At 67.7% G+C, this 22,565-nt stretch carries 22 protein-coding genes; 14 read left to right on the top strand and 8 right to left on the bottom strand.

Features of this window, described 5'->3' with window-relative positions; genetic code table 11:
• Positions 1-6: 6 nt before the first annotated feature.
• From QSJ19_RS01310 to QSJ19_RS01325, 4 genes are read right to left on the bottom strand one after another with little or no spacing between them, the layout of a single operon-like run.
• Positions 7-1,326, bottom strand: a complete 1,320-nt coding sequence (locus QSJ19_RS01310; RefSeq protein ID WP_286317897.1) for a sulfate adenylyltransferase subunit 1 — start codon at positions 1,324-1,326, stop codon at positions 7-9.
• Complete coding sequence (cysD, locus tag QSJ19_RS01315) at positions 1,326-2,279, bottom strand: sulfate adenylyltransferase subunit CysD (protein ID WP_286317898.1); 954 nt, start codon at positions 2,277-2,279, stop codon at positions 1,326-1,328. Before cysD ends, QSJ19_RS01310 begins: the two co-directional genes overlap by 1 nt.
• Positions 2,276-3,025: a phosphoadenylyl-sulfate reductase gene (locus QSJ19_RS01320; protein WP_286317899.1), complete on the bottom strand. Its 750-nt coding sequence runs from the start codon at positions 3,023-3,025 to the stop codon at positions 2,276-2,278. The genes cysD and QSJ19_RS01320 overlap by 4 nt, the downstream gene beginning before the upstream one ends.
• Entirely contained in the window at positions 3,022-4,806 is a 1,785-nt protein-coding gene (locus QSJ19_RS01325) for a nitrite/sulfite reductase (RefSeq protein ID WP_286317900.1), read from the bottom strand. Before QSJ19_RS01325 ends, QSJ19_RS01320 begins: the two co-directional genes overlap by 4 nt.
• A 436-nt stretch (positions 4,807-5,242) precedes the next feature.
• Here QSJ19_RS01325 and hemW point away from each other — a divergent pair, with 436 nt between their 5' ends.
• Complete coding sequence (gene hemW, locus QSJ19_RS01330) at positions 5,243-6,454, top strand: radical SAM family heme chaperone HemW (protein WP_286317901.1); 1,212 nt, start codon at positions 5,243-5,245, stop codon at positions 6,452-6,454.
• Positions 6,455-6,497: 43 nt separating this feature from the next.
• On the opposite strand, the gene QSJ19_RS01335 is transcribed toward hemW, so the two are convergent.
• Positions 6,498-6,962, bottom strand: a complete 465-nt coding sequence (locus QSJ19_RS01335; RefSeq protein WP_286318144.1) for a type II toxin-antitoxin system VapB family antitoxin — start codon at positions 6,960-6,962, stop codon at positions 6,498-6,500.
• Between the two features lie 121 nt (positions 6,963-7,083).
• On the opposite strand from QSJ19_RS01335, the gene hrcA reads away from it, so the two are divergent.
• The 13 genes from hrcA to QSJ19_RS01400 all read left to right on the top strand — a co-directional run bounded on the left by hrcA (position 7,084) and on the right by QSJ19_RS01400 (position 20,160).
• A complete protein-coding gene (hrcA, locus tag QSJ19_RS01340; RefSeq protein WP_286317902.1) occupies positions 7,084-8,118 on the top strand; it encodes a heat-inducible transcriptional repressor HrcA in 1,035 nt (344 codons plus the stop codon).
• 86 nt (positions 8,119-8,204) lie between these two features.
• Entirely contained in the window at positions 8,205-9,365 is a 1,161-nt protein-coding gene (gene dnaJ / locus QSJ19_RS01345; protein WP_286317903.1) for a molecular chaperone DnaJ, read from the top strand.
• 18 nt (positions 9,366-9,383) lie between these two features.
• Positions 9,384-10,136: a 16S rRNA (uracil(1498)-N(3))-methyltransferase gene (locus QSJ19_RS01350; RefSeq protein WP_286317904.1), complete on the top strand. Its 753-nt coding sequence runs from the start codon at positions 9,384-9,386 to the stop codon at positions 10,134-10,136.
• Positions 10,137-10,149: 13 nt separating this feature from the next.
• On the top strand, positions 10,150-10,929 hold the full coding sequence (locus QSJ19_RS01355; protein WP_286317905.1) for an alpha/beta hydrolase: 780 nt from the start codon (positions 10,150-10,152) through the stop codon (positions 10,927-10,929).
• A gap of 141 nt (positions 10,930-11,070) precedes the next feature.
• Complete coding sequence (locus tag QSJ19_RS01360) at positions 11,071-13,233, top strand: PhoH family protein (RefSeq protein ID WP_286317906.1); 2,163 nt, start codon at positions 11,071-11,073, stop codon at positions 13,231-13,233.
• Positions 13,230-13,796: an rRNA maturation RNase YbeY gene (gene ybeY, locus QSJ19_RS01365; protein WP_286317907.1), complete on the top strand. Its 567-nt coding sequence runs from the start codon at positions 13,230-13,232 to the stop codon at positions 13,794-13,796. Before QSJ19_RS01360 ends, ybeY begins: the two co-directional genes overlap by 4 nt.
• Before the next feature lie 2 nt (positions 13,797-13,798).
• On the top strand, positions 13,799-15,226 hold the full coding sequence (locus tag QSJ19_RS01370) for a hemolysin family protein (protein ID WP_286317908.1): 1,428 nt from the start codon (positions 13,799-13,801) through the stop codon (positions 15,224-15,226).
• Positions 15,223-15,582 carry a cytidine deaminase-like protein gene (locus QSJ19_RS01375; RefSeq protein WP_286317909.1) on the top strand — a complete coding sequence of 120 codons (360 nt, stop codon included), beginning with the start codon at positions 15,223-15,225 and terminating at the stop codon, positions 15,580-15,582. The genes QSJ19_RS01370 and QSJ19_RS01375 overlap by 4 nt, the downstream gene beginning before the upstream one ends.
• Entirely contained in the window at positions 15,579-16,556 is a 978-nt protein-coding gene (era, locus tag QSJ19_RS01380) for a GTPase Era (protein WP_286317910.1), read from the top strand. Before QSJ19_RS01375 ends, era begins: the two co-directional genes overlap by 4 nt.
• Before the next feature lie 37 nt (positions 16,557-16,593).
• The gene (locus QSJ19_RS01385; protein WP_502876060.1) at positions 16,594-18,111 is read left to right on the top strand and encodes a YhgE/Pip domain-containing protein; all 1,518 of its coding nucleotides are present in this window, start codon (positions 16,594-16,596) and stop codon (positions 18,109-18,111) included.
• Positions 18,112-18,144: 33 nt separating this feature from the next.
• Positions 18,145-18,903, top strand: coding sequence for a DNA repair protein RecO (recO, locus tag QSJ19_RS01390; RefSeq protein WP_286317911.1), 759 nt, complete (start codon positions 18,145-18,147; stop codon positions 18,901-18,903).
• A gap of 13 nt (positions 18,904-18,916) precedes the next feature.
• Complete coding sequence (locus QSJ19_RS01395) at positions 18,917-19,738, top strand: isoprenyl transferase (RefSeq protein WP_286317912.1); 822 nt, start codon at positions 18,917-18,919, stop codon at positions 19,736-19,738.
• Positions 19,735-20,160 (top strand): hypothetical protein, encoded by a 426-nt coding sequence (locus tag QSJ19_RS01400; protein WP_286317913.1) that lies wholly within the window; start codon positions 19,735-19,737, stop codon positions 20,158-20,160. The genes QSJ19_RS01395 and QSJ19_RS01400 overlap by 4 nt, the downstream gene beginning before the upstream one ends.
• A gap of 40 nt (positions 20,161-20,200) precedes the next feature.
• Here QSJ19_RS01400 and QSJ19_RS01405 read toward each other — a convergent pair whose 3' ends face one another.
• The 3 genes from QSJ19_RS01405 to QSJ19_RS01415 all read right to left on the bottom strand — a co-directional run bounded on the left by QSJ19_RS01405 (position 20,201) and on the right by QSJ19_RS01415 (position 22,527).
• Positions 20,201-20,608, bottom strand: a complete 408-nt coding sequence (locus tag QSJ19_RS01405) for a Fur family transcriptional regulator (protein WP_286317914.1) — start codon at positions 20,606-20,608, stop codon at positions 20,201-20,203.
• The gene (locus QSJ19_RS01410; RefSeq protein ID WP_286317915.1) at positions 20,605-20,979 is read right to left on the bottom strand and encodes an ArsR/SmtB family transcription factor; all 375 of its coding nucleotides are present in this window, start codon (positions 20,977-20,979) and stop codon (positions 20,605-20,607) included. The genes QSJ19_RS01405 and QSJ19_RS01410 overlap by 4 nt, the downstream gene beginning before the upstream one ends.
• 69 nt (positions 20,980-21,048) lie before the next feature.
• Positions 21,049-22,527: a M28 family peptidase gene (locus QSJ19_RS01415; protein WP_286318146.1), complete on the bottom strand. Its 1,479-nt coding sequence runs from the start codon at positions 22,525-22,527 to the stop codon at positions 21,049-21,051.
• Between the last annotated feature and the right edge of the window lie 38 nt (positions 22,528-22,565).

A 22,565-nucleotide genomic window follows, 5' to 3' on the forward strand; every position in this document is an offset into this window, starting at 1 on the left:
ACGGAATCAGACCAGTTCGGGTGTCGCCGACAGGTGGAGGTTTTCCAGCGCGTCGCCGACGAGTCCGGCTCCGAGGGTGTTGCCGCCCTGCGGATCGATCAGCAGGAAGCTGCCGGACTCGCGGTTGACCTGATAGTCGTCGGCGGCGATCGGCTCGGCGGTCTGGATCGAGATGCGCCCGATCTGGTTGAGCTCGACGGTGTCCGGCGAGTCGACCAGCGCGAGGTTCTGCTCGTCGAAGAGCACCTCGAGTCCGCCGACGATCGCCTGTGTCGTGCGGGTGCCGTGCTTGAGCAGCAGCCGGGCTCCCGGCCGCAGCGGCTTCTCGGCCAGCCAGCAGACGGTGGCGCTGAACTGCTGCACCGGATCCGGGGCGTCACCGGCCGTGGCGATCAGGTCGCCGCGCGACACGTCCACGTCGTCGGCGAGCAGGATCGTCACGCTGCGCCCGGTGTGTGCGGTGGCGAGCTGTCCGTCGGCGGTGTCGATCTGGCTGACGGTGGTGCGGGTACCGGCGGGCAGCACGACGACCTCGTCACCGACCGAGACGCGTCCGGCCGCGATCTGTCCGGCGTAACCACGGTAATCGGGGAACTCCGGTGTGCGGGGCCGGATCACATACTGGACCGGGAAGCGCAGGCCGACGTGTTCGCGGTCGGTCACGTTCGGCACCGTCTCGAGATGCTCGATGAGGGTGGGTCCGTCGTAGAAGGGTGTGGTCTCCGAGCGGGTGGCGACATTGTCGCCGTGCAGTGCCGACACCGGGATGGCGGTGACCTGCTCGGGCGACCAGCCGAGCGAGCGGGTGAGCTCCGCGAACTCCGCGGAGATGTCGGCGAACACCGATGCCTGATCGGAGACGAGGTCGATCTTGTTGACCGCCAACACCAATTGCGGGACCCCGAGCAGGGCCATCACCGCGGCGTGCCGACGCGTCTGCGCGACCACTCCGTTGCGGGCGTCGACCAGCAGGATGACCAGCGATGCGGTCGACGCTCCCGAGACGGTGTTCCGGGTGTACTGCACATGTCCGGGGGTGTCGGCGAGCACGAATGACCGTGCGGGCGTGGCGAAGTAGCGGTAGGCGACGTCGATCGTGATGCCCTGCTCCCGCTCCGCGCGCAGGCCGTCGACGAGCAGCGAGAGGTCGGGCCCTTCGAGTCCGCGGTCGACCGACGCCTTGGTGACGGCGTCGATCTGGTCGGCGAGCACCGATTTGGTGTCGTACAGCAGCCGGCCGACGAGTGTCGACTTGCCGTCGTCGACGCTGCCCGCGGTGGCGATGCGTAGCAGATCGGGGGCGGGACCGGAGGAGGTCGTGGTCATCAGAAGTATCCTTCGCGCTTGCGGTCTTCCATGGCGGCCTCGGACACGCGGTCGTCGCCGCGGGTGGCGCCACGTTCGGTCAACCGCGATGCGGCGACCTCGGCCAGGACGGCGTCGTTGTCGGCGGCGTCGGAGAGCACGGCGCCGGTCGAGGAGCCGTCTCCGACGGTCCGGTAGCGGACCGAGAGCCGTTGCAGCTCTTCGTCGTCGCGCGGACCGCCCCACGGTCCGGGGGTCATCCACATGCCGTCGCGCAGGTACACGTCACGCTGGTGTGCGTAGTAGATCTGCGGCAGCAGGACCTGCTCGCGGGCGATGTAGCGCCACACGTCGAGCTCGGTCCAGTTCGACAGCGGAAAGACACGCACGTGCTCGCCCGGTGCGTGGCGGCCGTTGTACAGGTTCCACAGTTCGGGGCGCTGCCGCTTGGGATCCCACTGGCCGAAGGCGTTGCGCAAGGAGAAGATCCGCTCCTTGGCGCGCGAACGCTCCTCGTCACGACGCCCACCCCCGAAGACCGCGTCGAAGCGGTTCTCGGTGATCGCGTCCAGCAGGGGAATGGTCTGCAGCGGGTTGCGTACCCCGTCGGGGCGTTCGGTCAGGCGTCCGTCGGCCAGGTAGTCCTCGACCCTGGCGACGTGCAGGCGAAGATTGTGGCGCGCCACGACCTGGTCGCGGAACTCGAGCACCTCCGGCAGGTTGTGGCCGGTGTCCACATGCAGCAGCGAGAACGGCAGTGGGGCAGGCCAGAACGCCTTCAACGCCACGTGCAGCAGGACCGTCGAGTCCTTTCCGCCCGAGAACAGGATGACGGGTCGCTCGAACTCGCCGGCGACCTCACGGAAGATGTGGATCGCCTCGGACTCGAGGGCGTCCAGGGTCGTGAAGTCGTCGGCGGTCTCGACGATCGGCTCGACAGCGGCGTCGGGAGCGGAGGTATCGGCAACGGTCATGCGTGGAGCCCACATTCTGTCTTGGCGCGTCCGGCCCAACGGCCGCTGCGCGGATCGGATCCGGGTTCGGGTTTGGCCGTGCACGGAGCACAGCCGATCGACGGGTAGCCGTCGTCGACGAGCGGGTTGACCAGCACACCGTTGCGGTCGATGTAGTCCTGCATGGTCTCGTCGGACCACGCGGCGATCGGGTTGATCTTGACCAACCCGAAGCCCTCGTCGAAGGAGATCAGCGGCGCATTCGCGCGGGTGGGGGCCTCCACGCGCCGGATACCGGTGATCCACGCATCGTAATGGGCCAATCCGGCTTTGAGCGGGACGACCTTGCGCAGACGGCAGCACTCGCCGGGGTCGCGGGCGAAGAGGTTGCGGCCCAGCAGATCGTCCTGTTCGGCGACGGAGTTCTCGGGAGTGAGGTTCACCATCTCCACGCCGTAGACCTGCTCCACGGCGTCGCGCGTGCCGATGGTCTCGGCGAAGTGGTAGCCGGTGTCGAGGAAGAGGACCTTGACCGGCGACCCGCCGAGCAGTTCACGATCGACGTGCTCGACCGACAGATCGACCAGTGCGGCGTCCTGCATGTTCGACGCGACGACGAAGTTGTCGCCGAAGGTCTCCGCGGTCCAGCGGATCAGCTCCTGTGGGGATGCGTCGAGACCGAGGTCCCGGGCGCCCTTCTCCGCGATCGTGCGCAACTCGGATTCGGAGTGACGGCGTCCGGTCGTGGCGGACGTTGACGCGGTCATCGCAGTGCCTCCTCATCAGCACGAACGGCCCACTGCGCGAACCGCTCTCCTTCGTCTCGCTGGTCCACGTAGTTCCGCACCACGCGGTCGATGTAGTCGCCGAGCTCGGTCGAGAGGACCTTGTGCTGGCGCAGCTTGCGACCGAAACCGGAGTCCTGCCCGAGGCTGCCTCCGAGATGCACCTGGAAGCCGTCGGTCTGGTTGCCGTCCTCGTCCTCGACGAGCTGGCCCTTGAACCCGATGTCGGCCACCTGCGAGCGGGCGCAGGAGTTCGGGCATCCGTTGATGTTGACGGTGATCGGGACGTCGAGGGCCGAGTTGATGTCGGCCAGACGCTCCTCGAGCTCGGGAACCAGACGCTGGGAACGCTTGCGGGTCTCGGTGAACGACAGCTTGCAGAACTCGATCCCGCTGCACGCCATAAGGTTCTGTCGCCAGTTGGACGGGCGCGCCGACAGCCCGAGGGCACCGACCTCGGCGATGATCTGCTCGACCTTGTCGTCGGGGATGTCGAGCACGACGAGCTTCTGATACGGCGTGAAGCGGATGCGATCGGATCCGGCGCGCTCGGCGGCATCGGCGACAGCGGTGAGGATCGTCCCCGAGACGCGGCCGGCGATGGCGGCGAATCCGACGGAGTTCAGTCCGTTCTTGAGTCTCTGCACGCCGACGTGATCGCGGGGGCGGGTCAGCGGCTGCGGGGCGGGACCGTCGACCAGTTTGCGACCGAGGTACTCGTCCTCGAGCACCTGACGGAACTTTTCGATGCCCCAGTCCTTGATGAGGAACTTCAGGCGGGCCTTGGCGCGCAGGCGACGGTAGCCGTAGTCACGGAAGATCGAGACGACGCCCTCCCACACATCCGGGACCTCGTCGAGCGGAATCCAGGCGCCGACCCGTTGCGCCAGCATCGGATTGGTGGACAGTCCGCCACCGACCCAGAGGTCGAGACCGGGGCCGTGCTCGGGATGGTCCACACCGATGAACGCGATGTCGTTGGTCTCGTGGGAAACGTCCTGCAGACCGGAGATGGCCGTCTTGAACTTGCGGGGCAGGTTCGAGTACTGGGGATCGCCGATGTAGCGGCGCACGATCTCGTCGATCGCGGGAGTCGGGTCGAGCACCTCGTCCACGGCGTCGCCGGCCAGCGGAGAGCCCAGCACGACGCGCGGGCAGTCGCCGCAGGCCTCGGTGGTCTTCAGTCCGACACCTTCGATCCGTTCCCAGATCGTCGGGACGTCCTCGATGCGGATCCAGTGGTACTGCACGTTCTCGCGATCGGACAGGTCGGCCGTGTCGCGGGCGAACTCGGTCGAGATCTGCCCGAGTGTCCGCAATTGCGCCACGTTCAGTGCGCCCGCATCGCAGCGGATACGCATCATGAAGTGGTTGTCTTCGAGGATGTCGATGTTCTCGTCACCGGTCCAGGTGCCGTCGTACCCCTCTTTGCGCTGGGTGTACAGGCCCCACCAGCGCATGCGTCCGCGTAGGTCCTGCTTGTCGATCGAGTCGAAACCCTGCTTGGCGTAGATGTTCTCGATCCGGGCCCGGACGTTGAGCGGGTTGTCGTCCTTCTTGACCTGCTCATTGGGGTTCAGCGGCTCGCGGTACCCGAGCTTCCACTGACCCTCGGCCCGGCGCTTCGTGGGACGGGCCTTGCGGGCCGGTCGCGCGCCGCGCGCCGCGGGCTTGGTTCCCTCGGCTGCCCGGCCCTTCGACTCCCCGGGCTTGTCCGTCGAATCGGAGGTGGTCACGGAAAGGTCATCGGTGGTGGACGTCATGAAGTCTCCTGCGCTGACGCGCACACGTCAGCAGTCACGAATGGTGGGCTGGAAACGTGCCGGCATACCCGCGCGAATGCGGGGAACTCCTCAGGGCCGAACCGTCGTCTGCTGACGACAGGGGAGCACGTCGTCTAAGGACGACAGAATGCGCTGCAGACGCGCTTGAGATCGATGTGGCGTCGAGCTGCGAGCCACACCCCTGGGGAAGTCACGCCGTTCATAGTGCCACGATCACCCTTGCTGCGTCTACTTGGGGTTATTTTCCCTCACGGTGACGCAAATGCCCACCGCGAGGTCCACATGTGGGTTTCAAGGCAGGCCCACCGGTCGATATTCCCGGGACCGCCTGATCGCAGACGTCGCGGGAATCGTCTCCCGGCGCCGATTCCGTGACGTCTGCGGGATCGTGGGGTGGGGTGTGCATGATGGACCAGTGGAAGTCGAGTGTGAAACGGACGTCGAGGGCGTCGTCGCGGCCGCCTGCGGTGCCGTCGATCCGTCCACCCCGTTGGGGCTCTATCTCCACGTCCCGTTCTGCGCCACTCGCTGCGGCTACTGCGATTTCAACACCTACACGGCGGGGGAGTTGGGGAGTTCATCATCGCCGGAATCGTGGCAGCAGGCCGTCGACCTCGAGCTGACAGCGGCTGCGCGACTTCTCCATCCGACCCGCAAGGTGTCGACGATCTTCGTCGGCGGGGGAACGCCGTCACTTCTCGGCGCCGACGGATTGGGCCGGCTGCTGCGTTCCGTTCGCGACAACTTCGACCTCGACGACGACGCCGAGGTGACCACCGAGTCCAATCCGGAATCGACCTCCCCGGAGTTCTTCGACGGACTGCTGCGGGCGGGATTCACCCGTATCTCGCTCGGCATGCAGTCGGCGGCGCCCCATGTGCTCGCGACTCTGGACCGCACCCACACTCCCGGGCGAGCGGTGGCCGCGGCCCGGGAGGCCGAGGCGGCCGGCTTCGACCACGTGAACCTCGACCTCATCTACGGAACGCCGGGCGAGAGTGACGCGGACTTGCACGCGAGTCTCGACGCGGTGCTGTCCACCTCGGTCGACCACGTGTCGGCGTACGCACTGATCGTGGAGGACGGGACCGCCCTCGCGCGCCGCATCCGTCGCGGCGAACTACCTGCCCCGGACGACGATGTGCTGGCCGATCGCTACCGCATCCTCGACGACCGCCTGCGTGCCGACGGTTTCGACTGGTACGAGGTGTCGAACTGGTCGAGGTCGGCGGCGGCGGCATGTCGGCACAACCTCGCGTATTGGCACAGCAGCGACTGGTGGGGCATGGGACCCGGCGCGCACTCCCATGTCGGCGGGGTGCGGTGGTGGAACGTCACACATCCGGCGCGCTACGCTGGCGGACTCTCCGACGGACATCTGCCGATCGGCGGGCACGAGGTGTTGTCCGACGAGGACCGCCACGTGGAGTCGGTGATGCTCACCGCTCGCTGCCGGGGTGGACTGGCCGTTGACGAGCTGACCGCCGACGAATACCGCCGGGCGGCCGACTTCATCGCCGACGGGTTGATCGAACACGTCGGCAGTGTCGGTGCGCGGCTGGTCCTCACCGACGCCGGCCGGCTTCTCGCCGATCGTGTCGTCCGGGAGATCCTGGTCGCGGGCTGACCGGCGGCTTCAGGATGCGAGGTCGCCACGCGTGCCGAACCCCTCACCGGTCCGGCGCGGCCGCACTGTTGGGCGGGAGCGTCCAGCCTGTGCTGCGGGCGCTGCGCCGGTGGGCACCGGGTGTCGTCGGCGGTGTCGGCGCACGACCCGGTGACGGCAGTTCGGCCGTGTCGAGCTCATCCTCGACGGACTCGGCGGCGGGATCGAGTTCGAGTGCGTCGAGATCGAGCATCCGTGCGTGGATGATATGCCGGTTGCGCAGTGCGGACCGGACGGCGCGGTGCAGACCGTCCTCCAGATAGAGATTGCCCTGCCACCGGACGACATGGGAGAAGAGGTCGCCGTAGAACGTGGAGTCCTCGCTGAGCAGTTTGTCGAGTGCCAGCACGGTCGTGACGGTGGTGAGTTCGTCGAGACGGAACTGCCGCGGCGGGATCTTGGCCCAGGCTCGCGCGGACAATCCGTGGTCGGGATAGGGCCTACCCTCCCGCACCCCCTTGAAGATCATCGAGCACTTCCCTGAGTCCGGCGCGGCCACCCGGATCGGATCCAGCGGGTTGCGCGCAACGGTTCGTAAGATGGACGTCACCTACTGTATGGCAGAGTTGTCGAACCGGGAGGTGCGCCGCATGTCGACTACGGACGATCGACGGTTCGCGATCCTGCGTGCCATCGTCACGGACTTCGTCGACACACAGGAACCCATCGGTTCCAAGGCGCTGGTCGAACGTCACCAGCTCGGGGTGTCGAGCGCAACGGTCCGCAACGACATGGCCGTCCTCGAGGCCGAGGGATACATCGCCCAGCCGCACACCAGTTCCGGTCGTATCCCGACCGACAAGGGCTACCGGATGTTCGTGGACCGGATCAGCGAGATCAAGCCGCTGTCGGCGGCCGAACGCCGCGCGATCCTGTCCGTGCTGGACTCCGGCGTCGACCTCGACGACGTACTGCGCCGCTCGGTCAAGCTCCTCGCACAGCTCACCCGGCAGGTCGCGGTCATCCAGTACCCGGTGCTGTCGACGGCGACGGTCCGGCACCTCGAGGTGGTCTCGCTGACGCCATCGCGTCTGCTCCTCGTCGTGATCACCGACACCGGGCGGGTCGAGCAGCGCATGGTCGGCCTCGCCGACGACCTCGCCGACGAGGACTACATCCGTCTGCGCGACATGTTCTCGGCGGCCCTGCACGGCAAGCGTCTCGAGGCGGCGTCGGCGGCGGTGGCCGAACTGGCCAACGAGGCGCCCGATGACATCCGGGCCGCCGCGATCACCGTGGCGACGGTTCTGGTCGAGACACTCGTGGAACGCGGCGACGATCGTCTGGTCCTCGGCGGGACGTCGAACCTGGCGCGATCGGCCGCCGACTTCGCGCCTGCCGCCGGTGGCATGGACACCGTCCTCGACGCGCTCGAGGAGCAGGTGGTCGTGTTGAAACTTCTCGCCACCAGTCAGAGCATGGGTGCGGTGACCGTGCAGATCGGAGAGGAGACGCAGACCGCGAACCTGCGTGGGACCTCGGTCGTCTCGACAGGGTACGGTGCATCGGGCACTGTGTTCGGCGGCGTCGGCGTGGTCGGTCCCACCCGCATGGACTACCCGGGAACAATCGCGTCTGTCGCAGCCGTTGCGAAGTATGTCGGCGAAGTGTTGTCCGATCGGTGACCTGTGCGGCCGCACGCGCGGCCCGGGTACCGGCCGATCCGACCGCCGGCCCTGTGAGACCAATGAGATAGAGGACCGAGACAACTGTGGCACGTGACTACTACGGCATCCTGGGCGTGGACAAAGGCGCCAGCGACCAGGAGATCAAGCGCGCCTACCGCAAGAAGGCACGCGAACTCCACCCGGACGTCAACCCGGGTGAGGAGGAGCGCTTCAAGGAGGTCAGCGCCGCGTACGAGGTGTTGACCGACCCCGAGAAGCGTCGCATCGTCGATGCCGGCGGTGACCCGCTGGCCGGTGCCGGTGCCGGAGGGTTCGGCGGTGGCTTCGGCAGCGGTGGTCTCGGCGACGTATTCGAGGCGTTCTTCGGTTCCGGCGGTGGTTTCGGTGGGGGTGGCTTCGGCTCGGGCCGCGGACCGCGGGGTCGCGTGCAGCCGGGCGAGCCCGCGCTCGTCGCCGTCGATCTCGATCTCGAAGAGTGCGCGTCCGGGGTCAACAAGGAGATCACGGTCGACACGGCGATCCTCTGCGACCTGTGCAAGGGCGCAGGTACCCACAACAATTCGACACCGACCACCTGCGACACCTGCAAGGGTGCCGGCGAGATCCAGGCCGTGCAGCGCTCGTTCCTCGGCCAGGTGATGACCGTCCGCGAATGTCCCACCTGCCACGGCGTCGGTGAGGTCATCCCGGACCCGTGCCGCAAGTGCGGTGGCGACGGCCGGGTGCGGTCGCGGCGCACCATGACCGTGAAGATCCCCGCCGGCATCGAGAGCGGCATGCGCGTCCGGCTCTCCGGTCAGGGTGAGGTCGGTCCCGGCGGCGGTCCGGCCGGCGACCTGTACGTCGAGGTCGGCGAACGCGCCCACGAGGTCTTCGTCCGTGACAAGGACGATCTGCACTGCACGATCCGCGTGCCCATCGTCGACGCCGCGCTCGGCGGTGAGATCGACGTCGACACCATCCTCGGCGGGACCGCACGCGTATCCTTCGCCGCGGGCACCCAGCCCGGACAGGTGGTCAAGGTGCGGGGCCAGGGTATGCCGCATCTCAACACCGGCGTCCGCGGCACGCTGCATGCTCATCTCGACGTCGTGGTCCCGACCCGACTCGATTCGGCGCAGACCGAGGCGCTCAACCGATTCCGCGCGGCCTCCGACGATCATGTCGAGGTCGTCACGTCGTCGGCGAGCAGCGCCTCGAGCGGCTTGTTCTCCCGACTGCGCAACGCGTTCGCCGGACGCTGACGAGGGCGGGGCGCCGACGTGAGTCCACCCCTGTTCTGGGTCGATGCGGTGCCCCGTCTCGGCGCCGACGTCACCCTCTCCGGTGCGGAGGGGCGCCATGCCGTCACCGTCACGCGAATCGCTGCCGGTGAAGAACTGGTCGTCGGGGACGGTCGCGGCTCCACGGCGCGCTGTGAGGTCGCCGCGATCACCGCGAAGGACACCCTGATCGCCCGCGCGCACACCTATGCCTATGTCGATCGCCCGCGGCCCACGGTGACGGTAGTGCAGGCGCTGCCGAAGGGGGAGCGGTCCGAACTGGCGGTCGACCTCGCGACCGAGGCCGGCGCGGATCGGATCATCCCCTGGCAGGCGGCGCGCTGCGTGGCGCGGTGGACCGGCAAGGTCGACAAGGGTCTCGCCAAGTGGGCATCGGCCGCGTCTGCCGCGGCCAAACAGAGTCGACGCCCCTGGATTCCCGACATCGGCCCGCTGGCCTCGACCACCGATGTCCGGGCCTTGAGCTCGGACGTGATCGCGGGCGGCGGCATCGTCGCCGTCCTCCACGAACACGGCGCCGTCGGCCTCCGCGATCTCGGGGTGGCCGACGTCGGCGAGATCGTTCTGGTGATCGGTCCCGAAGGAGGTCTCGACGACACCGAGATCGCCGACCTCACGGCGTTGGGCGCGACGTCGGTGATCCTCGGTCCGCAGGTGCTCCGTACGTCGACGGCGGCCGCCGTCGCGCTGGGCGCCCTCGGGGTGCTGACCGACCGTTGGTCCACGACATGACCTGGGAGTTGTGATGAGGAAGTGTGCGGCGCACCGCACCAAGATCGAATATGGCTCTGCGCCATCGCAATTCGGTCACGTCTACTATCCCGTCGACGGTGTCGGACCGGACGCCGTCGTGCGGCCGGTGGTCCTCGTCCACGGCGGGTACTGGACCACCGAATTCGGCCTCACCATCGAGACCGCGATCGCCCGGCTGTGCGCCGAACGCGGAGCCGTGGTGTGGAACGTCGAGTACCGGCGCGTGGGTGAACCCGGTGGCGGCTGGCCGACGACCGGTCGTGACGTCGTCGCGGCCATCCGCGCCCTCGACGGTACGGTTCCGGCCGCACTGCCCGCCGAGATCAACCAACGGGTGGACTGGGGCTCGGTCGCCGTCGTCGGACATTCGGCGGGCGGCCAGCTCGCGGTGTGGTCGGTCTCGCAACTGCGGGCACGGACCGATACGTGTGCGATCACAACGGTGATCGCACAGTCGGCCGCCCTGGACCTCGAGGCGGGCGCCGACCGCCCGTCGATCCGCGGACTGATGGGCCGGCCCGCCGACGAGATCGGCCACCGCTACCGCGACGCGTCGCCGCTGTGCCAGGAGCCGTTCGACGCGCACGTCATCGCACTGCACGCCGAGGACGATATCGCCATCCCGGTCGAGTCGAGCCGTCGCTACGTCGACGCGGTGACGGCGCGCGGGCAGTCCGCAGAACTGATCGTCGTACCGGGTGAGGGGCATGACGCCTTCGTCGATCCGCGCAGCGCGTCGACGCGACAGACCGTGCGGCTGCTCGGTCTGTGATGCGTCTCGGGTTCCGAGCCGGGAACGGCATGCCCGGACCCGGGAATATTGCCTGGGAGATGCGCGGTTCGATCGCGTTAGACTGGCTGCATCCCGGCGACAAGAATGCGTCGAGAAGACCCCTGAGGAGTGATTTCATACGTGAGTGACGACAACCCCGACGTGAGCACGCCGACGAGCCGAACTCCTGCGGGCCGATCTGTCACCTCCAACGTGGAAATCTCTCCCGAGGTGGTCTTCGGTCTGCTCGGCACCAGCGACGTCAATCTGCGCACTCTCGAACAGTTGCTTCCCGCCGACATCCATGTCCGTGGCAACCAGGTCACCCTCACCGGTGTGCCGGCCGACGTCGCCGCGTCCGAGCGGGTCATCGCCGAACTCGTCGATCTGGTGGGTCGCGGTACGCCGCTGACCCCCGATCTCGTGCGACACAGCGTCTCGATGCTGTCCGAGGGATCGGCGGAGTCGCCCGCAGACGTGCTGTCCCTCGACATCATCTCGCGGCGCGGCAAGACGATCCGGCCGAAGACGCTCAACCAGAAGCGCTACGTCGACGCCATCGACGACAACACAATCGTCTTCGGTCTCGGACCCGCCGGCACGGGCAAGACCTACCTCGGGATGGCAAAGGCAGTGCAGGCCTTGCAGTCCAAGTCGGTCAACCGCATCATCCTCACGCGTCCGGCGGTCGAGGCCGGCGAGCGGCTCGGCTTCCTGCCCGGCACGCTGAGCGAGAAGATCGATCCGTATCTGCGGCCGCTGTACGACGCGCTGCACGACATGATGGATCCCGAGGCGATCCCGAAGCTGATGGCGGCGGGGGTCATCGAGGTCGCGCCGCTGGCATATATGCGTGGTCGGGCGCAGCCCCTGTCGACGCGCGTACTCACCCCGACCGGTTTCCGTCCGATCGGTGACCTCGTGGAGGGCGACGAGGTGATCGGCTCGAATGGGGCCCCGACCGAGGTGCTGGGCGTGTACCCGCAGGGATTCAAGGACATCGTGCGTGTGACCGCCCAGGACGGTGCGACGACCTTGTGCTCGACCGATCATCTGTGGTCGGTCTACACACGCGGCGATCGTCGGCGTGGCAAGGGTCCTCGCGTCCTCGCCGCCAAGGAGATGATCGGAAACCTCCGAGCAGCGCACTACCACCGCTACGAGCTGCCCGTTCTCTCCGCGCCGGTGTCGTTCGACGCCCGGCCTGTGCCGTTCGATCCATACGCCCTCGGCCTGATGCTGGGCGACGGTTGCATGGCGGGCATGACCACACCGTCGTTCACGACCGCTGACCCGGACCTTGTCGAGGCGCTGGTCGAGGCGGTCCCAGGCATCCGGGCCCGGCGGAAGTCGGATGTGGACTATGTGTTGAACCGGATCACCAGTCCGGGTGAGGTCATCACGATCGAGAACCCCGTCACGGGTGCGATGCGTGTGCTCGGCCTGTGGGGTAGCAAGTCCGCGACGAAGTTCGTGCCCCCGCGGTACCTGCAGAACTCTGCCGACGTCCGGCTGGCGGTTCTCCAGGGTCTTCTCGACACCGATGGCGGACCGGTCGATCAGGCGGGCCGCACCTGCCGTGTCCAGTACACGACGACCTCCGATCGGTTGCGCGACGACGTGGCCTTCCTGGTCCGGTCACTCGGCGGGGTGGTCTACACACGCACTCGCGCTGCGGCCGGCCGGACGCCCTGCCACGCGAGGGGAAGAGACGTGCCCTATCGGCATGATTCGCACGTGCTCGACATCCGGCTCCCCAAGGGACTCGCCCCGTTCCGGCTCGCGCGCAAGGCAGCGAAGTACGACGCGGGCGCGCCCAAGGAGCCCAAACGCTACATCGAGAGCATCGAGGAGGCGGGCACGAAGGAGTCCGTGTGCATCCGGGTGGCCGCCGAGGACTCGCTGTACGTGACCGAGGACTTCCTGCTGACCCACAACACGCTCAATGATGCCTTCATCATCCTCGACGAGGCGCAGAACACCACCGGCGAGCAGATGAAGATGTTCCTGACCCGGCTCGGTTTCGGGTCCAAGGTGGTCGTCACCGGTGACACCACACAGGTGGATCTGCCGGGCGGCGCGCAGAGCGGGCTCACCGCCGCGACCCGCATCCTGGACGGCATTGACGACATCCATTTCTCGCACCTGACAAGTGCCGACGTCGTCCGACACCGCCTGGTCGCCGACATTGTCGACGCGTACGGACGTGCCGAGGAGAACGACCGGGGCAGGTTGCGTGATGCCGACCGGCTGCCGGGCAACCGTGCGTCCCGACGCGCGGCGACCCACGGGCGTCGGTCATGAGCATCGAGCTGGCGAACGAATCCGGGGTCGAGGTCCCCGACGACCTGATCATCGCCGCGGCGCGGTTCGCGATCGTGGCGATGGACGTGAATCCGGCGGCCGAGTTGTCGGTGCTCCTCGTCGACGAGGACGCGATGGCCGACATGCACATGCAGTGGATGGATCTGCCCGGACCGACGGACGTGATGAGCTTCCCGATGGACGAGTTGGTCCCGGGAGGTCGTCCGGATGCGGCCGAGCCGGGTCCGGCGATCCTCGGTGACATCGTGCTCTGTCCGGAGTTCGCGGCACAGCAGGCGAAGTCGGCGCGCCGTTCGTTCGAGCACGAGTTGTCGATGCTGACCATCCACGGTGTCTTGCATCTCCTCGGCTACGACCACGCCGAGCCGGAGGAGGAGAAGGAGATGTTCGGGCTGCAGAACCGGATCCTCGAGGACTTCTACGCCGAACGTCATCGACTGGCACAGAATCGCCGTCAGTCGGATCGGGACACCAAGCTGTTGACCAACATCGGTTTCGCCGAGACCGCTCTGCCCGAGAACGCCGCGCGCGAGGAGGAGTGAGGGTGCCCGACGACGTCTGGTTCGTCGTGGCCGCACTGCTCCTGGTGCCGCTGGGCGGGATCTTCGCCGCCATCGACGCCGCCTTGTCGACCGTGTCCATCGCACGGGTCGAGGACATGGTCAAAGAGCAGCGTGCGGGCGCGATCCGGTTGGCCTCCGTGTTGCAGGGACGCGGTACCTATGTGGGTCTGGCCGTGTTGTTGCGGGTGACGTGTGAGACGGCCTCGGTGGCCCTCATCGCGCTGGTCCTCACCGATTCGCTCGGCGTGGGGTGGGGTCTGTTCACCACCATCGTCGGGATGGCGGTCGTGTCGTATGTGGCCGTCGGCGTCGGGCCGCGCACCCTCGGACGGCAGCACGCCTACACGATCGCGTTGTCCTCGGCGATCGTCGTGCAGGCAATCGGCCTGCTGCTCAAGCCGGTCACGCGATTGCTCATCCTGGTGGGCAACGCCGTGACCCCGGGCAAGGGGTATCGCAACGGTCCGTTCGCGACCGAGGTCGAACTGCGCGAGGTCGTCGATCTCGCAGAGGCCAGCGGCGTCGTCGCCGCCGATGAGCGGCGGATGATCCAGTCGGTGTTCGATCTCGGTGACACGAACGCGCGCGAGGTGATGGTGCCGCGTCCCGAGATGATCTGGATCGAGCGCGACAAGACGGCCGCCCAGGCGATGAACCTGGCCGTGCGTTCGGGACATTCGCGGATTCCGGTGATCGGAGAGAACCCCGACGACATCGTCGGCGTCGTCTACCTCAAGGACCTCGTCGCCGGTAGCGCGCAGCAGCTCTCCGGGCGTGTCGACGACGTGATGCGAGACGCCCAGTTCATCCCCGACTCCAAGCCCCTGGACAAGGTGCTCGCCGACATGCAGCGCACGCGTAACCACATGGCGCTGCTCGTGGACGAGTACGGCGGCATCGCCGGACTGGTCACCATCGAGGACGTGCTGGAGGAGATCGTCGGCGAGATCACCGACGAGTACGACACGGACGAGGTCGCCCCGATCGAGGATCTCGGCGACGGCTCCTACCGGGTGTCGGCGCGACTGCCCGTCGAGGACCTCGGCGAACTCTTCGGCCTGGACATCGATGACGACGAGGTCGAGACGGTGGGCGGTCTCATCGGTCTCGAACTCGGTCGTGTGCCGTTGCCGGGAGCGCGGGTCGAGTCCGATGGTCTGCTGTTGATCGCCGAGGGCGGACCGAACCGCCGGGGTCGTCAGCGCATCATCACCGTGTTGGCCAGTCGTATCGACGAACCCGAGACCGACGCCACGCCCGACGACGACCGTGACGACACGGACAGCGACATGGCCGTCGACGATCGCCCCGAGACGCCCAACGGTACGGAATACTCCATGTCCAGCCGCGGACGTTCCTCCGACCGTTCGCGCGCCGACGACCACGACAACAGCGAGGACCGACAGTGACCCCATCCCCGAGCGGACAGCCCGACCTGTCCGACGAGGACCAGAAGCTCGTCGTACTGGCCCGAGGTGCCCTCGCCCGCGCCGAGACGCCGTCGGCGGCGGCCGTCCGCGACGGTGACGGCCGTACCTATGCCGGCGCACCGGTGACGACGTCGACGCTCACGCTCTCCGGTCTACAGGTCGCGGTTGCGACGGCCCTCTCGAGCGGGGCGCAGGCCTTCGAGGCCGCCGTGCTGGTGAACGGCGACGCCGACGACCCCGGGATGGCCACCCTGGCCGAGATCACGCCGTCCGCCTACGCGGTGGTGACCGATCTGTCGGGCACGCCCACCGGCCGCACGGACGGCCGAGGATGACCGAGTTCCGGTCCGGCTTCGTCTGTTTCGTCGGCAGGCCCAACACAGGCAAGTCGACGTTGACCAACGCATTGGTCGGCGAGAAGATCGCCATCACCTCCAACCGTCCCCAGACCACTCGACACACGATCCGCGGGATCGTGAATCGTGATGACGCGCAGCTGATCCTGGTCGACACGCCCGGACTCCACCGCCCGCGTACGCTTCTCGGGCAACGCCTCAACGATCTGGTCCGCGACACCTACTCCGAGGTCGACGTCATCTGCGTCTGCGTGCCCGCCGACGAGTCCATCGGCCCGGGGGACCGGTGGATCGTCTCGCAGGTGCGTCAGATGGCCCCCCGCACCACGATTCTCGGCGTCGTCACCAAGATCGACCGGGTGACCCGCGACAAGGTGGCCTCGCAGCTGGTGGCGCTCTCCGAATTGCTCGGACCGACGTCGGAAGTCGTTCCCGTGTCCGCGAAGTCGGGCAAGCAGCTCGACGTCCTCACCGACGTGCTGGTCGGTCTCATGGAACCCGGCCCCGCGTTCTACCCTGACGGCGAGCTCACCGACGAGCCCGAAGAGGTCCTGATGGCGGAGTTCATCCGCGAGGCGGCCCTCGAAGGCGTCCGCGATGAGCTGCCGCACTCGCTGGCGGTGGTGATCGAGGAGATCATCCCGCGCGGCGATCCCGACGGCGACCACAACACCGTTACCCGGGCCGACACCGACCACGACGACGCCGGACACGACCAGGAGTCCACCGCCGGCCCGAGGATGATCGATGTGCACGCGCTCCTCTACGTCGAGCGGGACAGCCAGAAAGGGATCATCATCGGCCATCGAGGTGCCCGCCTCAAGGAGGTCGGGACCGTCGCGCGCGCGCAGATCGAGAAGCTGCTCGGCACGAAGGTGTACCTCGATCTCCACGTGAAGGTCGCCAAGGACTGGCAGCGCGATCCGAAACAGTTGGGACGCATGGGCTTCTAGAAGAGCGGAGTCGGTCGGCGATCGAGGGGAGAGCGAGATGGGCAGACACGAGAACTCCGACGACGGCGACGCCGCGGTCGAGCAGGTGGGTCAGGGCATGCACTCGACGCCCGCTCACGATGCCGAGGCGGGCACGACGATCGCCGGCGTGTTGCGCTCACCGCGCTTCTGGCTGGCACCGCTGATCCTGGTCGTCGTCATCATGTCGCTGATGGCCGCGCTGTACATGGGCGCCGTCGCCGATCCGCAGAAGAACCTGCACGATTTCCCGATCGCTCTGGTGAACGAGGATCGTGGCGGTGAGGTCGACAACCCGGACGGTGGCACGACGAAACAGAACTTCGGTGATCAGGTCGCCGACGCGATGGTGCCGACGGCGGCGAAGAGTGGCATCGCCCTGCATCGCACCGACCGCGTCACCGCCCTCAACGACCTGAACTCGGGTAAGGCCTACGGGGTCGTCGTGATCGGCCCCAACTTCACCAACCGCGCGGTGAGCCTCGGTCGGGCGGCGGTTCTCCAGGCCAAACCGGACCCGATGGCGATCGACGTGTTCATCAACCGCGGTTCCGGGACCTTCGCGTCCGCGGTCACGACGACCTTCGCCGACGAGTTGTCGACGCAGGTCAACGCGCAGGTGGGAGAACGTCTGACGGCCACCGTCCGGCAATCGCTGGTCCGGGCGGACGTCCCGTTCAGTGGCGCTGCGCAACTGGCGTTGTCGAATCCGGTCGACGTGAAGGTCGTCGAGCCCACTCCGCTGCCCGACGGCTCCGGAAACGGGTTGTCGGCGTTCTACTACACATTGCTGCTCATCCTGGCGGGCTTCACCGGGGCGATGATGGTGAGCATCGTCGTCGACGGCATGCTCGGCCAGACACCCATCGAGTACGGCCCGTTCTACCAACTGCGCCAACGACTCGCGATCTCCCGCTGGGGGACGCTCGCCGCGAAGTGGACGGTCATGGTGCTCGTCGCGATCGTACAGTCGGCGCTGTTCATCGGAGTGTGTACCGCGGTCGGCACGTCCCTGCCGAATGCGTTCTCGCTGTGGATGTTCTCGGTGCTCGCCATCTCGGCCGTCGGGATCTCGGCGAGCGCGATGATGGCGGTGTTCGGCAATCCCGGCCTGTTGGTCAATCTGATCTTCTTCGTGATCCTCGGTCTGCCGTCGTCGGGCGGCACCGTGCCGCTCGAGGCCTCTCCGCGCCTGTTCGCATGGATCGCGGCGGTCGAACCCATGCACGTCGTGTATCTCGGGTGCCGGGCGATCCTGTATTTCGACGCCGACTTCGACGCCGGCCTCGGTCGATCGGTCATCCAGTGCGCGGTCGGTCTGCTCGTCGGGGCGCTGCTCGGGTGGGGCGGCACCAAGCTCTACGACCGCAAGGGGTGGCATCGCTTCCCGGGTGGGATGACATTGCCGCCACGGCTCGCCCGGATCGCCGACAGCACGGGTATGCCGACGATCACCACGCCGTCGGCGGCGCATGTCGCCGGGATCGGGGCCGTGCGCCCCGGAGACGAGACCGAGGATCGTCACGTGTCGGGGTAGGCCACTGTCGGTGGGCGGTGGAACAATGACCCGGTGAGGTTCTACCGGGATGAGGCCGTCGTGCTTCGCCAGCACAAGCTGGGCGAGGCCGATCGGATCATCACGTTGCTCACCCAGGACCATGGACTCGTGCGCGCCGTCGCCAAAGGGGTGCGCCGGACGCGTTCCAAGTTCGGCGCCCGTCTCGAACCGTTCGCCCACGTCGACGTCCACCTCTATCCGGGGCGCAATCTCGACGTCGTGACGCAGGTCCACACCTTGCACGTCTTCGCCGACACGATCGTCGCCGACTATGGCCGGTACACCACGGCCTGCGCGGTCCTGGAGACCGCGGAGCGCCTCGCCGGTGAAGAACGCGCTCCCGCTGCTCAACTGCATCGGCTCACCGTCGGGGCACTCGCGGCGCTCGCCGAGAGTCGACGGCCGAACGAACTGATCCTGGATGCCTATCTCCTGCGGGCGATGCATTGCGCGGGGTGGATGCCGACATTGGACGTCTGTGCCCGATGCGCCCAGCCTGGGCCCCATCGCGCCTTTCACGTCGCGGCCGGTGGAGCGGTGTGCATCCACTGCCGCCCGCCCGGTTCGGCGACACCGTCTCCGGGGGTGCTCGATCTGATGGATGCCTTGTTCCGCGGGCATTGGGAACACACGGACGGGATCAGCACCTCGATGCAGCGTCAGGCGAGCGGCCTCACCGCGGCTCATCTGCAATGGCATCTCGAGCGCCAGTTGCGAACCCTGCCGCTCATCGAGCGCGAGGCACCTCATAGGCTGGTGGACACCGCATGAGAGGAGACGGTTGATGGCGTTACGACCCGGTTCACGATCCGGGAGTCGACAGGCCCGACCGGAACCCGTCCCCGTCCGACCGCCCGATCCACATCCCAGCGGTGCCCAACCGCCGAACCTCCAGCCCGAGCTGATCCCACGGCATGTCGCCCTGGTGATGGACGGCAACGGACGATGGGCCCAGGATCGCGGACTGCCTCGGACCGAGGGGCACAAGCGCGGTGAGGCCGTCTTGATGGACACCGTCTGCGGCTGCATCGAACTCGGCGTCACGTGGCTGTCCGCCTACGCGTTCTCCACCGAGAACTGGTCGCGTAGCCCCGATGAGGTGCGTTTCCTGATGGGCTTCAACCGGGATGTCATCCGTCGTCGGCGTGACGAGATGAACGAGATGGGTGTGCGCGTGCGATGGGCCGGTCGCCGACCGCGACTGTGGCGCAGCGTGATCCGAGAGCTCGAGATCGCCGAGGAGATGACCCGCGACAACACCGTGATGACCCTGACGATGTGCGTCAATTACGGCGGTCGCGCCGAGATCGCTGATGCCGCAAAAGAGATCGCGCGCCGCGCCGCGGCCGGACAGCTCGATCCGGAGCGGGTCACCGAGGCATCGTTCGCGCGCTATCTCGACGAACCGGACATGCCCGACGTCGACCTGTTCCTCCGCCCGTCGGGGGAGCAGCGGATCTCCAACTTCCTGCTGTGGCAGTCGGCCTACGCCGAGATGGTCTACCAGGAGAAGCTGTTTCCCGACTTCGATCGTCGCGACCTGTGGGCGGCATGCGTCGAGTACGCCTCCCGTGACCGACGTTTCGGCGGGGTCATGCCGAGATGACCGACTCCGCTGCAGCCGCGTCGGAACTGCTGACCCGGGTGGTCGCCCTCGTCGGCGAGTTCGGTGAGGTCGGCGATGTCGACCGGGATTCAGTTGTGGCGCAGGTCGGTTCGACGAGATCGTCGATCCGGGCATTGAGCCTCGCCCCCGGACTCGAGGTCCTCACGGTGACCCAACTCGTCGCGGTGAACCTACCGAACACCGATGGTCTGCGCGACGACGTGGAGAGCTACGACAGCCAGCTGAGTCTGGGCGCGCTGCGACGTTCCGATCCCGCAGGTGTCACCACAGATGTGTTGCAGTACTACACATTTCCCGCCGGATCACTCGACGACATCCCGTTGCTGACGGTGCTGCACATGGTGTTGTCGGCCGGTGCGGACGTCGCGGTCCGATTGACCGGAGGGCAGGGTGCTTCGTGATGCTCGCAGGCTCGCTCCTGAGGGATCGGTGAGGCTCGCGCTAGCGGCAGCCACCGCAATAGCCGAAGACCTCGACGGTGTGGTTGATGTCGGTGAAACCGTGCTCGGCGGCGACGCCGGCGGCCCATTTCTCGACGGGCTCGGCCTGCACCTCGACGGTCGTCCCACACCGGCGACACACGAGGTGATGATGATGGCCGGAGGAGCAGTGCCGGTAGCGGGTCTCTCCCGAGCCGTCCCACAGCACGTCGATCTGACCTGACTGGCTCAGCGCCTGCAGATTCCGGTACACGGTCGTCAGCCCGATCGACTCGCCGCGGGCCTTCAACTGATCGTGCAACTCCTGCGCGGAGACGAAGTCGTCCCCGGCGGCGAGGGCATCGGCGATGGCGGCCCGTTGCCGTGTCGAGCGCACACCCGTCACCGGACGGTCCGGTTGCGTGGTCACGACGGCACCGCCCGGTCGTCGGCGGTGCCGGAACCGATGGGTTCCTCCATGGCGTGCACGAGTGCATCGGTGACGATGTGCGCGAGGTGCTCATCGACGAGTTCGTACATGATCTCGCGACCGTTGCGGTTGCCCCGCACGACTCCGGCGTCCTTCAGTACCCGCAGATGCTGGCTGACCAGCGGCTGACTCAGCGCCAGCGAGCCCACCATCTCGTGAACGCACTGGGGCCGCGTGCGCAGGAGCAGCACGATCGCGACCCGGGTGGGCGAGGCGAGCGCGCGCAACAGATCGCTGGCCGCCTCACAATCCGCCGGACCCGCGACGGGGTCCGGGCCGGTGGCTGCGCAATCACGATCTGACGACTTCATCGCCTCCATACTAAGGGAAGTCGTTTTCATTTGACTCGCGCCGCGGGCGGCGAACCCGTCGGCCCGCTGTCAGCAGATATCGGGTCCCGACGACAGCGCGCATGTCGCCACCGCGTAGCCGACGCCGGAGGCGGAGATCGCCAGCGCGTCGGTGTTCACGTTGTCGACCGTGTCGCGGGCGCTGTGATAGCTCGGATCGAACGGGGCACCCGCCCGGCCACCCCACTTCTGCGCCTCATCGGCGGACTTCCGCTGCTCGGCGCCGGTCTCCGTACCACCGATCGGGATCCCGGCCTCGGCGAACGGTGCGTAATCCGACCGCCCGACCAGATCTGCTGGCGCGGTCGGTATCCGTCTGCTCTCGTAGAAGCGTCGGAACACGGCCTCGATCCGATCCGACCCCGATGGTCCCGGGCCGGCGCCGCGCTTGTCGGAGTCGTCGCCGTCGAGGACGAAGAACCCCGCGTTCGGCGAGCCGAGCATGTCGAAGTTCAGATAGGCGGAGATCGACTCGCGGGCATTGTCGTCGAGCGACTCGACATAGCGACCGGACCCGATCAGTCCTTCCTCCTCGGCACCCCAGAACGCGAAGCGCACCCCGCGGGACACCGACGGCGTCGGACCCATCCGTAACGCCGTCTCGAGAACTGCTGCGGTACCGGTGGCGTTGTCATTGATGCCGGGACCCGCGTCCACACTGTCGAGGTGGGCACCCGCCATGACGACGTCATCGTGCGCCCCGGTCCGGGTCTGGGCGATCACCGATCGGGACGTGACGGTTGTGGTCCGAGCCGTCGTCGACAGGGTGACCGACCGCGCGTCCCGCAGCCGGCCGCCGGCGCCGCGGTCGACGCCGACCACGGGGATCGAGGTGTTGTTGTCCGGTCCGAGGGTGGCGCCGGCGAGCGGATCGTCCGAGGAGTTCACGACCACCATCCCGACGGCACCGGCAGCAGTGGCCAGGTCTGCCTTCCGGGTGAACGTGCACTCGCCGCGCCCGACGACGACCACCGCGCCGCGGCTGTCGGCCGGATAGTCGCCGGGGGCGCAACCGACCCGGTCGACGGCCCGCGCAGGAGCCGACACCGGCCTCCCGTCGGTGCCTCGCGTGTACTGCAGAGGCGTCGCGCGCACGTCGGCGGCGTCGGCGGTCAGAGTCGTCGTCCCGGCATCGAAACGCGGAAAGTCGAACCGCGGGGTGGTGACGTCGAAACCCGCATCACGCAGTGTCTGCGCGACATGATCGACCGAGGCGTCGTAGCCGGGTGTCCCCGCCGCCCGGTTGCCCCCGTGCGCATCGGCGATCGACTGCAGCGCCCGAATGTGTCCGGTCACCGCCCGACCGGTCACCGCCGATGCCAAAGCGTCCGGATTCAGGTCGTTGACCACCCCGGACATCGACGACGATGACGAGGACGCCGGGGTCGACGGTCCGCCATGGTTCTCGCCGCCCGGTGCGCCGCACGCCGCCGTGGCGGCGACCGCCATCCCGAGGGCGAGCAGGCGCACCGAGTTCTTCCCGGTCCGATCGCTCACGTACACCCGCATCACGGCACCAGGGTAGGCGGGCGCCCGATCGGATCGGC

This window comes from Gordonia sp. ABSL11-1, assembly GCF_030315685.1.
In the GTDB taxonomy this organism is placed as follows: Bacteria; Actinomycetota; Actinomycetes; order Mycobacteriales; family Mycobacteriaceae; genus Gordonia.